The following is a 13,232-nucleotide window of genomic DNA, read 5'->3' on the forward strand; positions in this document are numbered from 1 at the left end:
CAAGACAGGTAAAGTCCACTGCTCCAGCATTTTGAACAGCTTTTTCAGCATTATGGCTATGGCGTGATTGGCGTTATCGTCATGCTGGAAAGCATGGGCGTCCCGCTACCGGCGGAAACGCTCCTGATCTCCGCGGCGATCTACTGCGCCAGTACCCACCATATGAACATCCGCTGGGTCGCCACCGCCGGCGTGCTGGGCGCCATCATGGGGGATAATTTCGGATACCTGATCGGGCGCATTTTCGGCTTTCCGCTGCTTGAACGCCATGGGGCGAAGCTGGGCCTGACGCCCAAACGCCTGACGCTGGGACGTTTCCTGTTCAAGCGGCATGGGGGAACCATCGTCCTGTTCGGGCGCTTTGTCGCCATACTGCGCGTGTTCATCGCGCTGCTGGCGGGGGCCAATCACATGCCCTGGCACCTGTTCCTCATCTTCAATGCACTGGGCGGGATGCTGTGGGCCGGCGGGTATTCGTATGGCGCATACTATCTGGGGCACAAGGTGATGCAGATCTCCGGCCCCGTGGGGGTGACGTTCGGGATCCTCGGCGCGGTCGGGCTTGTGGTCTCGATCCTTTTCCTCCGCCACAATGAACAGCGCCTGACCGAAGAAGCGGAAGCCGCCATGGAAAAAGACATGCAGAAAGCCGAAAAACGGGGTGCGTCGTCATGACGGCCCATTGGGACATCACGCAGGCGCCACGCCTGGTGGGCAAGGTGGCGGTTGTCACGGGGGCCACGGGTGGTCTGGGTTATGCCACCGCGCGGGGGCTGATGTCGCGGGGCGCGCAGGTGATCCTTGCGGGTCGCAATCCGGCCAAGGGGGCCGCCGCGCTGGAACGGCTGCGCGCGGACTGTCCCGATGGGGTCGCGGATTTCATGACGCTGGACCTGGCCTCGCTGCAGTCCATCGCCGATTTCGTGCAGAACCTGTCCGGCCGCACGGGATCGGTCGATATCCTTGTCAACAATGCCGGCGTCATGGGAACGCCCCGTCGGCAGGAAACGATCGACAGGTTCGAGATGCAGTTCGGGACGAACTATCTCGGCCCGTTCGCCCTGACCGCCCGCCTGCGTCCTTTGCTGTGCGCGGGCAGGGATGGCGCGCGTGTCGTGACGGTGGCAAGCCTTGCCGCGCTGTCGGGCCGCATCATGTTCGACGACCTTCAGGCGCGGCATCATTATACGCCGTTTACCGCCTATCGTCAGAGCAAGCTTGCCGATCTGATCCTTGCCCTTGAACTGGACCGGCAGGCACGCCAGCACGGATGGCCGATCCATTCCATCGCGGCCCATCCGGGATGGGCCCTGACCGATATCGCCGTCAGTCGCTCCCCCATCCCGCAGGGACTGCGCGAACGCCTGCTGCGGCGTGCGACGCTGGTGGCCTTTACCCTGTTTGGACAGTCGGCCGAACATGGCGCGCTGCCGATCCTGTTCGCGGCAACCGCGCCACAGGCCCGCGATGGCGGGTATTACGGGCCCGATGGCTGGGGCGAACGCCGTGGCAACGTGACGGAGGCTCATATGCCCCCCGCCGCGTGCGACCTGCAACTGGCGCAGCGTCTGTGGCAGGTGTCGGAACGGCTGACGGGGACGGTGCTGTCGTGAATTCTTATTGGATCGGCATGTTTTCAGATGAGGCCGGCACAGCCTGACGGCTGTGAAATTATGGAAGTTTTTGGTGAAGCTTTTTTCAAAAAGCTTCAAAGAACGGCACCTTCTTGAAAAAAGGCAACATCCAAAAATTTCTGTTATTTTCCCAATAGTAACTCTGGGCGAATCTCGGAGAATCAGTTCCGCACAAACGTCCAGTAAAATGGCTGGCGTCCCGCCTTCAGCGCCTTGGCCTCATACCGTGTGGGGGGCCAGCCTTCGGGCCGTTCCAGAACGGGGGGCGCGGTGCGGAACAGGGACTGCGCGCCCATGACCTCTTCCACCCATGCCTGATAGGTCGGATCGTCGCTGGCGACCCGCCAGATTGCACCGGGTTTGAGGATACGTGCCATCATGCGCACCGTGTCGGGATGGACGAAGCGCCGCTTGGCATGGCGCGCCTTGGGCCATGGGTCGGGAAACATCAGGAACGCCTGGTCGATCGAGGCATCCGGCAGTTCACGCAGCAGGATGCGCGCATCCTCGTCCCAGATGCGCAGCATGTCGGGGATGGGGGCGTCGGCTTCCTGATCGTCCGGCACGAGGCGGGACAGCAGCGAACACAGGCCGTTTTCAAACACCTCGCACGCGATATAGCCGACGTCGGGATGGGCTTGGTTCTGGGCAAGGGAGTGTTCGCCGCCGCCAAAACCCACCTCCAGCCAGATTTCGCGTGGGGGACGGGCAAAGGCGCTGGCCGGATCTTTCATGGCGGACGCGGGAAAACGCAGTCGCGGCAGCGTCAGGTCCAGCAGGCGTTGCTGGCGGGGACGCAGCGGGTGTCCACGGTGACGCCCATACAGGCGATCGGGCGACGCCTTTACATCCACACTAGCCGTCATGAAATCGGATCATCCCTGGTCGGATATGATGGGCCACGGTACGGGTCCATGGCGTCATGAAACAGCCGGTCCCCGTTGTGTGGGGACCGGCCATATTTCAGGCAATCAGCGGTTGAAGGCGCTGCGCAGGGCGTCGACGAGGTCCGTCTGTTCCCATGTGAAGTCGTCCTTTGCCGCGTCGGGCGTGCGGCCGAAATGACCATAGGCCGAGGTCTGGGTATAGATGGGGCGGTTCAGGCGCAGGTGCTTGCGGATGCCGCGCGGCGACAGGTCCATCACCTCGCGCAGGACGCGGCCCAGCTTTTCCTCGTCCACATCCTTGCCCGTCTCGGCAAGGTCCACATACACCGACAGGGGATGCGACACGCCGATCGCATACGAAATCTGCAGCGTGCAGGCATCGGCAAGGCCAGCCGCCACGATGTTCTTGGCGAGGTAGCGGCAGGCATAGGCGGCCGAACGGTCAACCTTCGTCGGATCCTTGCCCGAGAACGCGCCACCGCCGTGGGGGGCCGCGCCGCCATAGGTGTCGACGATGATCTTGCGTCCCGTCAGGCCGCAGTCCCCATCGGGACCACCAATCACGAACACGCCCGTCGGATTGACGTAGAACTCGTCTTCGGGGCACATCCAGCCGTCAGGCAGGACGTCCTTTACCACGCCGCGCAGTTCCTCACGGATGGTTTCCTGGCTTGCGCCTTCGACATGCTGGGTGGAAATCACGACGGAGGTCGCGCCCACCGGCTTGCCATCGACATAGCGCAGGGTCACCTGGCTCTTGGCGTCGGGCTGCAGGGCGGCCGCGCGCGGGTCACCCGCCTTGCGCAGGTCACGGATGCGATGAAGGATGCCGTGCGCGTAATGCAGCGGGGCAGGCATCAGGCTGTCGGTTTCGCGGGTGGCAAAGCCGAACATGATGCCCTGGTCGCCCGCGCCTTCGTCCTTGTTGTCGGCGCTGTCAACGCCGACCGCGATATCGGCGGACTGCGCATGGAGGTAATATTCGACCTCCGCGTTCTTCCAGGAGAAACCGGGCTGGTCATAGCCGATGTCACGCACGGCCTCGCGCGCGCCTTCGATCAGCAGTTCGGGCGTGACCGAGGCCGGGCCGCGCACCTCGCCCGCGAGGACGATGCGGTTGGTCGTGACCAGCGTTTCACACGCAACGCGGGACTCACCGTCTGCCGTCAGGAATGCATCGAGAACGGTATCGCTGATCCGGTCGGCAACCTTGTCGGGATGTCCTTCCGATACGGATTCCGAGGTAAACAGAAAGTCGCCTTTGTTGCGCATGTTGATTCCATAATGTCTGGTAAAACGGACGATGGTAACGCCACAAGGACGGGCGCCGAAGTAGTGCACGGATTTGGCCGAAGTTCCCGGTAGCGTCAAGTTTTTTTGCGGAATGACACGATCGCGGTCGTGGAATTCACGCCAGACCCAGTACATCATCCATGGAATAGAGACCCGCGCCGCGCGTTCCGGTCCATAGCGCCGCACGCACCGCGCCGGTGGCGTAGATGCGGCGGTCAAAGGAACGATGGGTCAGGGAAATCTGCTCATGGGCGGACGTGAAGATGACGCTATGTTCCCCCACGATCTGCCCCCCGCGCAGCACGGCAAAGCCGATGGCGTCATCCGCGCGCGGACCTGTATGGCCGCTGCGGGCGACCTCCATGTGATCCTTCAGCATGATGCCACGACCATCCGCCACCGCGTTGCCGATTGCCAGGGCGGTGCCCGATGGCGCATCGACCTTCTGCCTGTGATGCATTTCCAGTATTTCGGCGTCATATTCGCGTCCCGGCAGGGCGGCGGCCATCTGGCGCGCCAGTCGCGTCATCAACGTTACGCCGGGGGAAAAGTTTGCCGCCTGCACCACGGGAATCTGCCGTGCCGCGACATCGACCGCATCCTGTTCGCGTTCACCAAGCCCCGTCGTGCCCAGCACCCATGCCGTGCCACTTTGCGCAAGGTCGCGCGCATGCGCGCACACGGTCGATGCATTCGTAAAATCGATGACAACATCACAGACTTTGGCAAGGTCTGCCACCGATGTGAAAATGGGACAGATGGGGGAGGCAGCATCGGCCACGGGTTCAAGAATGCCATTGCGCGTCGACCCGCCCGCCAGCGTGGCGCCCGCCGCCACGACTTCCTCACGCAGCAGGCGTCCCACACGCCCGTTGATCCCGGCGATACCGATGCGCACCGTTTCCACGTTCATGACAATCTCCGCCCCGTCGCCCCGTAAAAAAACAGATGGCGGCGCGACCGGGGGATCGCGCCGCCTGTAGCATATCCATGGTGCAGGTTGGGGGGACACCATGCATACGATGTAAAAACCTATACCTGATCAGGCCGTCTTTTCAACCACATCCCCATAGGGAGAGGCGTGCGGCCTACAGCTTGCCTTCGAAAAAGTCCTTGACCTTGCTGAAGAAGCCGGTGCTTTCCGGGCTGCCCTTGTCATGGCCGCCACCATCCGCCTCGAACTCCTCAAGCAGCTCGCGCTGGCGACGGGTGAGGTGACGGGGTGTTTCCACCACGACCTGGATATACATGTCGCCACGCGCCGAGGAACGCAGGACGGAGAAACCCTTGCCACGCAGGCGGAAATTCTCGCCCGTCTGGGTGCCTGCCGGGATCTTGACCTTGGTGCGCGACCCATCGACGACCGGCACCTCGATTTCCGTGCCCAGCGCCGCCTGCGTCATGCGGACCGGCACCCGGCAGTAGATGTTGGCGCCGTCGCGCTGGAACAGCGGATGGGGCTCCACGCTGATATGGACATACAGGTCGCCCGGTGTTACGCCCGCGCCCCCGGCCTCGCCCTCGCCCGACAGGCGGATGCGGGTGCCGTCTTCCACGCCGGCAGGGATCGCGACCTCCAGCGTGCGGTTCTTTTCCACCGTGCCGGTGCCGTGGCAGACCTTGCACGGATTGCGGATCAGCCGACCGCTGCCATGGCAGGTCGGACAGGGACGTTCGACAAAGAAGAAGCCCTGCTGCGCGCGGACCTTGCCCGCCCCATGGCACGAGGGGCAGACTTCCGGCGGCTGGTCCTTGTCGGCCGAACCCGTGCCGTCGCAGCTTTCGCAGGTGACGCGCGTGGGGACGGTGATCTGTTTCTTGACGCCCGAAAAGGCCTCGGCGAACGTGATGCTGACCTGAACCTGAAGGTCGGCCCCCGCGCGGCGTCCGCCACGGCGCCCGCCCATCATGTCACCGAACATCTGTTCGAAAATATCGCCCAGGCCGCCACCGCCGAAATCGAACCCGCCGGGACCCGCGCCGGGGCCGCCCCCCTCGAACGCCGCATGGCCGAAGCGGTCATAGGCGGCGCGCTTCTGATCGTCTTTCAGGACGTCATAGGCTTCGTTGATTTCCTTGAACCGTGTCTCGGCCTCGGTGTCGCCGGGATTGCGGTCGGGATGGTATTTCATGGCCAGCCGGCGATACGCCTTCTTGATCTCGGTGCCATCGGCATCCCGGGAAACTTCCAGAACCGCGTAATAATCAAGATTGGTGGCCATAATGGGTCCTCAGTGAAACGGGGCCGCCCCGAAGGAGGGGCCTGGTCAGGCAGTCCTTGTCATGGGCGCGGCCGGGCCGTTGTCGGATTGGGGTGGGAATCCGGATCGGATCCGTATCGAGTCTTTACAACAGGAAAAGCGCCCGTCTTCCACGAAGCACGGGCGCCACCTGGATCAGGGGAGGGAGCGTCAGCCCCCTTCCCCATTTACCGGAGTAATGTATGACGCCTTGCGACGATCAGGATGACTTCTTGCTGTCGTCCACATCCTCGAAGTCGGCATCCACCACTTTCTCGCCGTTCGGGCCGGCACCCGGCGCGGCGCCCGCGGCCCCGGCGGCAGCGCCCGGTTCCGCCTGGCCGGCCTTGTAGACGGCTTCACCAACCTTCATCGCGGCCTGCGTCAGACGGTCGGTCGCCTTCTTCAGGGCTTCGGCGTCAGTGCCTTCAAGGGCCTTGCGGACCTCGGCAATCGCGGCCTCGGCTTCGGTCTTGTCGGCAGCCGGGACCTTGTCGCCAGCTTCGGACAGGGACTTCTCGACCTGATGTGTCAGGCCTTCGGCCTGGTTGCGGGCCTCGACCTGTTCCTTCTTGGCCTTGTCGGCGGCGGCGTTGGCTTCCGCGTCCTTGACCATGTTTTCGATATCGGCTTCGGACAGACCACCAGACGCCTGGATCTTGATCTGCTGTTCCTTGCCGGTCGCCTTGTCCTTGGCGGACACGGACACGATGCCGTTGGCGTCGATGTCGAACGTCACCTCGATCTGCGGCACGCCACGCGGTGCGGGGGCGATGCCCGTCAGGTCAAACGTGCCCAGCAGCTTGTTGTCGGCCGCCATTTCGCGTTCGCCCTGATAGACCTTGATGGTCACGGCGCTCTGGTTGTCTTCCGCAGTGGAGAAGGTCTGGCTCTTCTTCGTCGGGATCGTCGTGTTGCGGTCGATCAGGCGGGTGAACACGCCACCCAGCGTCTCGATCCCCAGCGACAGCGGCGTCACGTCGAGCAGCAGGACGTCCTTCACGTCACCCTGCAGCACCGCGCCCTGGACTGCGGCGCCGATGGCCACGACTTCGTCCGGGTTCACGTTGCGGGCCGGATCCTTGCCGAAGAACTGCTTCACCGCCTCGATCACCTTGGGCATGCGGGTCATGCCGCCGACCAGGATGACTTCGTCGATTTCACCAGCGTTGACCGACGCATCCTTCAGCGCGGCGCGGCAGGGTTCCAGCGTGCGCTGGATCAGGTCGTCAACCAGGCTTTCCAGCTTCGCACGGGTCAGCTTCAGCACGAGGTGCTTCGGACCGGACGCGTCGGCCGTGATGAACGGCAGGTTGATTTCCGTCTCCTTGGCGGAGGACAGTTCGATCTTCGCCTTTTCCGCCGCTTCCTTCAGGCGCTGCAGGGCCAGCTTGTCCTGACGCAGGTCGATGCCCTGCTCGCGCTTGAACTCGTCCGCGAGGTAGCTGATGATCCGCGCGTCGAAATCTTCACCGCCGAGGAAGGTATCGCCGTTCGTGGACTTCACCTCGATCACGCCGTCGGAAATTTCGAGGATCGAGACGTCGAACGTACCACCACCAAGGTCATAGACCGCGATCGTGCCGCCGTTCTTCTTCTGCAGGCCATAGGCCAGCGCGGCCGCCGTCGGCTCGTTGATGATACGCAGGACTTCGAGGCCAGCGATGCGGCCCGCATCCTTCGTCGCCTGACGCTGCGCGTCGTTGAAGTAGGCGGGAACCGTGATGACGGCTTGCGTCACCGGCTCGCCAAGGTAGGATTCGGCCGTTTCCTTCATCTTGCCCAGGATGAAGGCGGAAATCTGCGCCGGGGCATACTTCTTGCCCTGCGCCTCGACCCATGCGTCGCCGTTGTCGCCCTTGACGATGGCATAGGGGACAAGTTCCTTGTCCTTCGCCACGGTCGGGTCGTCGTAACGGCGGCCGATCAGGCGCTTGACGGCATAAAGGGTGTTGGCGGGGTTCGTGACCGCCTGACGCTTGGCGGCCTGGCCGACCAGCATTTCACCGCTGTCGGTGAACGCGACCATCGACGGGGTGGTGCGTGCGCCTTCGCTGTTTTCAATAACGCGGGTTTCATCGCCTTCGCGGACCGCGACGCACGAATTGGTCGTGCCAAGGTCAATACCGATAACCTTACCCATGAATACTCTCCTTGATAGCGGCCTTGACGGGCCCGAAGCACCCGAAAAAGCCCTTTTGATCATTCATTTGCCGACAGGTGGGAAAAAGGACTGCATCGTCACATCCCTGATGGTCCCGCCCGTCAGCGTTACTTTCCGATTTAAGCAGGCCCAGTAGCCCTTTCAAGGGGGCGCGGGCCGATCAATCGGGATTTTCAGCCCGTGATATCAGGCATGTCCCTTGGACACGACAACCATCGCGGGCTTCAGCAGACGACCGTGCAGGGTCCATGCCGGCGTCCACGCCTGCATCACGGTCCCGGCCGCGTGTTCATCGCTGTGCTGTTCCGCCATGGCCTGATGCAGGTTGGCGTCGAAGGGCTTGCCCTGCGGATCGACGGCGACGATGCCGTTGCGTTCCAGAATGCCCAGGAACGAACGCTCTGTGCTTTCGATGCCTTCGCGCATGCTCTTGACGATGCCTTCCTCGCCCTCGGTCCTGGCGGGCAGGCTGGCGAGCGCACGCTTGAGGTTTTCCGCGGCCTCTACCACGTCGCGGGCGAATTTCTGCGTGGCGTACTGCCGCGCATCCTCAATCTCGCGCTTGGTGCGGTTGCGCAGGTTCTGCATTTCGGCTTCGGCGCGCATCCACTTTTCGCGCATCGCCGCGACTTCGGCCTCCAGCTCCGCGATGCGGTCGGCCGGTTCGGCCGCCGTCGTGGACGTCTCGCCTGCCTCGGCCGCCGGAGCGTCATGAGGCTGCTGTCCCTCGGGCTGGTGCTGGTGTGTGCCTGCGCCGGGTGCGGCGTCGGCGTGGGGGGTGGGGTCTGTATCGTGGGTCATGACCTATCAAGTAGGTAACGGTCGCCAGATGGACAAGGCATAACGGTATGCGCAGGCATGCCGAATTTGCGTGCTGCCCCGTCAGCTGCCGGACGGCCGTCCCGTCCCTTCCTCGTGTTCATCATTATGGCGCATGCCCTCATGACATGCGGACCGATATGACGCTATGCTCCAACCGCCCCCCAAGGCAAGCCCCCTCGACGCGCGCGCCCGATGGCCGCCATCCGCAGATAAAACATGAAGAGATCCTGATGGAGCCGACGAAACAGACGATCGTACTGGTTGATGACGATCGCAACATCCTGACGTCCGTGCAGATGACGCTGGAAGCGGAAGGGTTCACCGTCCAGACCTATACCGACGGGGAAAGCGCGCTGCACGGACTGATGAGCCGCCCGGCAGACCTTGCGGTGCTGGATATCAAGATGCCGCGCATGGACGGGATGGAACTCCTCCAGCGCCTGCGCGCGCGCTCGCAGCTGCCGGTCATTTTCCTGTCGTCCAAGGACGAGGAAGTGGACCAGCTGATGGGCCTGCGGCTGGGCGCGGATGATTACATCACCAAGCCCTTTTCGCAGCGCCTGCTGCTGGAGCGCATCCGCGCGCTGCTGCGGCGCAATGAGCTGACCCGCAACGAGGCCGTGGGCGCAAGTCCGACCAGCAACATGGTGCGCGGCAACCTGTCGCTGGACGAGACGCGCCACCAGTGCCTGTGGCATGGCCGCGACATCCAGCTGACGGTGACGGAATTCCTGCTGGTCAAGGCGCTGGCGACGCGCCCCGGGCTGGTGAAGTCGCGCGACCAGCTGATTGATGCCGCCTATGGCGAGAACATCTATGTCGATGACCGCACCATCGACAGCCACATCAAGCGCGTGCGCAAGAAATTCCGCCAGGTGGACGAGGATTTCAACCAGATCGAGACGCTGTACGGCATCGGGTACCGCTACAAGGAAGAGTAGGAACATCCCCTGAGGCGCCCCTTCTCCATGTCTGATATCGCCTCTGACATCGCCCTGAGGCTGTCGTCCCTGCGCGCGTGGTTGCGCAGGATCCGCAGGAAGGGCGCGGGCAACAGGCTGTCAGCAAACAATGCCGCCGCGGCGGCCTACATGGAATACCGCACGCGGCTTGTCTCGCCCCTGATGCGGCGGATCCTGCTGGTCAACATGCTGCCGCTGGGACTGCTGGCGCTGACGCTGCTGTACCTGACGCAGTTCCAGAATAGCCTGCTGGAGGCGGAGGTTTCCGCGCTGCGTGAACAGGCGCGGATCTATGCCGGCGCGCTGGGGCAGAGTGCCGTGACCACCACCCGCCATGGGGTTTTGCTGGACCCCGCGCTGGCGCGCCCGCTGCTGCTGCGCCTGACCGAGCCCAGTCCCAACGCACGGGCCCGGCTGTTCGCCCCGGACGGCCAGCCCGTGGCAGACAGCCGCGCGGAACGCACGGGCCCGCGCCCGCTGCGTCACGACCACGGCGCGCATGACGGGATGATCGGGGACGAGGAGGATCGTTCCCCACTGTATCCCGAAACCCGCAATATCGGGGAGCGGCTGTACAACTGGCTTCTGTCGCAGCTGCCGACCCTGTCGGGCGAACGGATCATGACGCTCGATACGCCGGATACCGACCCGTCGGTGCAGCCGGTGGCAGGGCCGAACGGGACGCGCATCATGGAAATGCCGCCCTATATCCGTCGCACCGCGCACCAGCGCCTGATGGTGACTGTAGCCGAGCCCGTGATGCATGACGGGCAGACCACGGTGGGCATCATCCAGCTGACGCGCGAGGCGCGGGACGTGGACCGTTCCCTGTTTGCCGTGCGCTCATCCATCCTGTCGCTGTTTTTGATGGCCCTGGCGCTGACGATCCTGCTGTCATGGTACCTGTCGCTGACGATCGCGCGGCCGCTGCTGCGGCTGGCGGCGTCGGCGCATGTCATGCGCGAATCGTCCGGACGGACGGACGTGGTGCCCGAGCGCCTGCTGGCGCGTCGTGACGAGATCGGGGAAGTTGCCCGCGCGCTGCAGGACAGCGCCAGCGCGTTGTGGGCGCGCATGGACGCCATCGAACGTTTCGCCGCCGATGTCAGCCATGAGATCAAGAATCCCCTGTCATCCATCCGCTCCGCCATCGAAACCCTGTTGCGGATCAAGGATCCCGAACGGCAGCAGCGGTTGATGATGATCATTCATGATGACGTACGCAGGCTGGATCGCCTGATTACCGACATTTCCGACGCCAGCCGCGTGGATGCGGAAATCTCGCGCGCGCGGGCCGAACCCGTGGCGGTGGTCCCATTGCTGTCGGTACTCGCGGAAATTCACCAGACCACGCGTCAGCCCGGTCAGCCCGTCATGAGCGTTGCCAGCAGTGGCAACAGCGCGGAACGTCCCCTGACGGTCATGGCGGTGGAAGACCGCCTGGTGCAGGTACTGCGCAACCTGATCGGCAACGCGATTTCCTTCTCTCCCCCTGACGGGCAGATCCTGCTGAGCGCCGTGCCTGCGGGCAACATGGTCGAAATCGCTGTCGCGGATGAAGGGCCGGGCATTCCGCAGGCAAAACTGGACAACATCTTTGACCGTTTTTACTCCGAACGGCCCACCAGCGAGAATTTCGGGCAGCATTCCGGGCTGGGCCTGTCCATCAGCCGCCAGATTGTCGAGGCATTGCGTGGGACGATCAGCGCGGAAAACCGCATTGATGCCGATGGCCACGTCATCGGCGCGCGGTTCGTAATCTGCCTGCCCCGGGTGGGGTAGGGAAAAAGATAAGGGCAGGCATAGGTAAGCATTGTTTGGAAGAGTTCACATGGGCAGTTTAGCCCATTGGGTGAGGATTTTCAGGAATTCTGCAGGCGAGCGGATGTTGAAGCGCCACTCGCACCCGGTCAGGAAGAGATGGAAGTCCTTGCGTGGTATTCCATTGTATCGCCGCAGATGCCGCTTCGCCTGGCTCCAGAAATTCTCGATGCCGTTGATATCGTTTCCGCCCAGAGCAGGGTGCCTGCTGTGGGCGATGCGTTCGTGATGGAATTCCGAGACATCCAGTTTGTCGTAAGCGTGCCAGGAATCGCTGTAAACAATTGAATCCGGCTGTACTTTCTTTCGAATGATCGACATCAACGTCTGATGCCCGGCGTTTGGGATCATGACGGCATGGACACGGCCATGGCGTTTCAGCAGGCCGAAGACAGCCACTTTTCCGGCAGCGCCCCGACCTTGTTTTCCTTTGCGATGCCCACCGCAATAGCTCTCATCGACTTCGATTCCACCTGAGACCGGCATCTTATGGGCAATCTGTTCCGCGATGATCTCTCGTAATTTCCGGTAATACAGGGTCGCTGTCTTGCGATCGACGCCTACGAGTTCAGCGGCATTCCGGGCGGGCGTGGCCGCCACGAAGTGCTCCAGAAGGCGTTTTTGAATGCTGACAGGCAGCCGGCTGCAACGACGTGCTTTCATGCGATATATCAGGTTTTATTGGCTTACCTATGCCAGCCCAAATAATTTTAGCTATTAGCGCACAATATAAGAAACATAATAATACATTGCGTTAACATATGTTATATATATTTACATTTTTTAAAAATTTTATATATTTTTCATCACAAAATCACGGTGAGAAGATATTATGAAGATTGACACAAGAATTATTTTCGATCTTACAGACGGGTTCCAATCGTATGTTGAAATGTCTCAGGTACACAGCGGAATTAGCGTAAAAGAGTCTCGCACATTAATTTGGGGACCTTATATCAAAGTTCCCGCAGGCTCTTGGACAGTAATATTCAACGGCGAGTTCGAAGGCAAAGAGGCTCAATCATTTTGTGATGTTTGCGCAGAAGGTGGCCTGACCGTCATGGGAATATGCAACCTTCGTTCTGGTAAGGGGAAAATTGCAGAAATTTCGTTTACAAATATAATAGCGAACACGAATGTCGAATTCCGCGTGACCCCTGCCGCAGGATCGCATATTCGAATTGATAATATCATTTTACAACAACATTCGGACAATTGTGCCACGATCCCTGACGTGGGTAGAAATTTTGCAATCTATGAGAGATCTGGCCTGAACCTACTCCTTGATGCGGAATCAACAGTCGATCATGACGCGGAAATCTCACAGAAGGGTTGTACATCGGGTTAGATTATGAAAAAGTCTGTTTTGCACAAAAGAAATTTTCGTAAGCTATAAGAAAACCCGATGC

General features: G+C 61.8%; 12 protein-coding genes. 5 read left to right on the forward strand and 7 right to left on the reverse strand.

Annotated features, from left to right (window positions below; translation table 11 throughout):
- Positions 1-81 precede the first annotated feature (81 nt).
- The gene (locus tag CFR71_RS05950) at positions 82-675 is read left to right on the forward strand and encodes a DedA family protein (RefSeq protein WP_207781331.1); all 594 of its coding nucleotides are present in this window, start codon (positions 82-84) and stop codon (positions 673-675) included.
- Positions 672-1,613: an SDR family oxidoreductase gene (locus tag CFR71_RS05955; RefSeq protein ID WP_110528423.1), complete on the forward strand. Its 942-nt coding sequence runs from the start codon at positions 672-674 to the stop codon at positions 1,611-1,613. The genes CFR71_RS05950 and CFR71_RS05955 overlap by 4 nt, the downstream gene beginning before the upstream one ends.
- 182 nt (positions 1,614-1,795) lie before the next feature.
- Here CFR71_RS05955 and trmB read toward each other — a convergent pair whose 3' ends face one another.
- From trmB to CFR71_RS05985, 6 genes are all read right to left on the reverse strand, one after another.
- On the reverse strand, positions 1,796-2,500 hold the full coding sequence (gene trmB / locus CFR71_RS05960; protein WP_110528426.1) for a tRNA (guanine(46)-N(7))-methyltransferase TrmB: 705 nt from the start codon (positions 2,498-2,500) through the stop codon (positions 1,796-1,798).
- 105 nt (positions 2,501-2,605) lie between these two features.
- The gene (metK, locus tag CFR71_RS05965; RefSeq protein ID WP_110528428.1) at positions 2,606-3,793 is read right to left on the reverse strand and encodes a methionine adenosyltransferase; all 1,188 of its coding nucleotides are present in this window, start codon (positions 3,791-3,793) and stop codon (positions 2,606-2,608) included.
- A 136-nt stretch (positions 3,794-3,929) separates the two neighbouring features.
- Positions 3,930-4,727: a 4-hydroxy-tetrahydrodipicolinate reductase gene (gene dapB / locus CFR71_RS05970; RefSeq protein WP_110528431.1), complete on the reverse strand. Its 798-nt coding sequence runs from the start codon at positions 4,725-4,727 to the stop codon at positions 3,930-3,932.
- A gap of 175 nt (positions 4,728-4,902) precedes the next feature.
- The gene (gene dnaJ, locus CFR71_RS05975) at positions 4,903-6,036 is read right to left on the reverse strand and encodes a molecular chaperone DnaJ (RefSeq protein WP_110528435.1); all 1,134 of its coding nucleotides are present in this window, start codon (positions 6,034-6,036) and stop codon (positions 4,903-4,905) included.
- A gap of 238 nt (positions 6,037-6,274) precedes the next feature.
- Entirely contained in the window at positions 6,275-8,197 is a 1,923-nt protein-coding gene (dnaK, locus tag CFR71_RS05980; protein ID WP_110528437.1) for a molecular chaperone DnaK, read from the reverse strand.
- A 207-nt stretch (positions 8,198-8,404) separates the two neighbouring features.
- On the reverse strand, positions 8,405-9,019 hold the full coding sequence (locus CFR71_RS05985) for a nucleotide exchange factor GrpE (protein WP_110528440.1): 615 nt from the start codon (positions 9,017-9,019) through the stop codon (positions 8,405-8,407).
- A 251-nt stretch (positions 9,020-9,270) separates the two neighbouring features.
- On the opposite strand from CFR71_RS05985, the gene CFR71_RS05990 reads away from it, so the two are divergent.
- Entirely contained in the window at positions 9,271-9,981 is a 711-nt protein-coding gene (locus tag CFR71_RS05990; protein ID WP_110528618.1) for a response regulator transcription factor, read from the forward strand.
- A 150-nt stretch (positions 9,982-10,131) separates the two neighbouring features.
- Complete coding sequence (locus CFR71_RS05995) at positions 10,132-11,784, forward strand: stimulus-sensing domain-containing protein (protein ID WP_110528621.1); 1,653 nt, start codon at positions 10,132-10,134, stop codon at positions 11,782-11,784.
- Between the two features lie 45 nt (positions 11,785-11,829).
- Here CFR71_RS05995 and CFR71_RS06000 read toward each other — a convergent pair whose 3' ends face one another.
- Positions 11,830-12,486, reverse strand: a complete 657-nt coding sequence (locus CFR71_RS06000) for an IS1595 family transposase (RefSeq protein WP_110528443.1) — start codon at positions 12,484-12,486, stop codon at positions 11,830-11,832.
- 169 nt (positions 12,487-12,655) lie between these two features.
- On the opposite strand from CFR71_RS06000, the gene CFR71_RS16115 reads away from it, so the two are divergent.
- Positions 12,656-13,171, forward strand: coding sequence for a hypothetical protein (locus CFR71_RS16115; protein WP_133251093.1), 516 nt, complete (start codon positions 12,656-12,658; stop codon positions 13,169-13,171).
- Positions 13,172-13,232: the final 61 nt, after the last annotated feature.

The organism is Novacetimonas pomaceti (assembly GCF_003207955.1).
Taxonomy (GTDB): domain Bacteria; phylum Pseudomonadota; class Alphaproteobacteria; order Acetobacterales; family Acetobacteraceae; genus Novacetimonas; species Novacetimonas pomaceti.

What these genes read in the sequence shown, in the direction of transcription:
- CFR71_RS05990 (WP_110528618.1), top strand. Translation starts at nt 9,271, where the DNA reads ATGGAGCCGACGAAACAGACGATCGTACTGGTTGATGACGATCGCAAC.
- dapB (WP_110528431.1), bottom strand. Translation starts at nt 4,727, where the DNA reads ATGAACGTGGAAACGGTGCGCATCGGTATCGCCGGGATCAACGGGCGT.
- dnaK (WP_110528437.1), bottom strand. Translation starts at nt 8,197, where the DNA reads ATGGGTAAGGTTATCGGTATTGACCTTGGCACGACCAATTCGTGCGTC.
- dnaJ (WP_110528435.1), bottom strand. Translation starts at nt 6,036, where the DNA reads ATGGCCACCAATCTTGATTATTACGCGGTTCTGGAAGTTTCCCGGGAT.
- CFR71_RS05950 (WP_207781331.1), top strand. Translation starts at nt 82, where the DNA reads ATGCTGGAAAGCATGGGCGTCCCGCTACCGGCGGAAACGCTCCTGATC.
- CFR71_RS16115 (WP_133251093.1), top strand. Translation starts at nt 12,656, where the DNA reads ATGAAGATTGACACAAGAATTATTTTCGATCTTACAGACGGGTTCCAA.
- metK (WP_110528428.1), bottom strand. Translation starts at nt 3,793, where the DNA reads ATGCGCAACAAAGGCGACTTTCTGTTTACCTCGGAATCCGTATCGGAA.
- CFR71_RS05955 (WP_110528423.1), top strand. Translation starts at nt 672, where the DNA reads ATGACGGCCCATTGGGACATCACGCAGGCGCCACGCCTGGTGGGCAAG.
- CFR71_RS06000 (WP_110528443.1), bottom strand. Translation starts at nt 12,486, where the DNA reads ATGAAAGCACGTCGTTGCAGCCGGCTGCCTGTCAGCATTCAAAAACGC.
- CFR71_RS05995 (WP_110528621.1), top strand. Translation starts at nt 10,132, where the DNA reads ATGGAATACCGCACGCGGCTTGTCTCGCCCCTGATGCGGCGGATCCTG.
- CFR71_RS05985 (WP_110528440.1), bottom strand. Translation starts at nt 9,019, where the DNA reads ATGACCCACGATACAGACCCCACCCCCCACGCCGACGCCGCACCCGGC.
- trmB (WP_110528426.1), bottom strand. Translation starts at nt 2,500, where the DNA reads ATGACGGCTAGTGTGGATGTAAAGGCGTCGCCCGATCGCCTGTATGGG.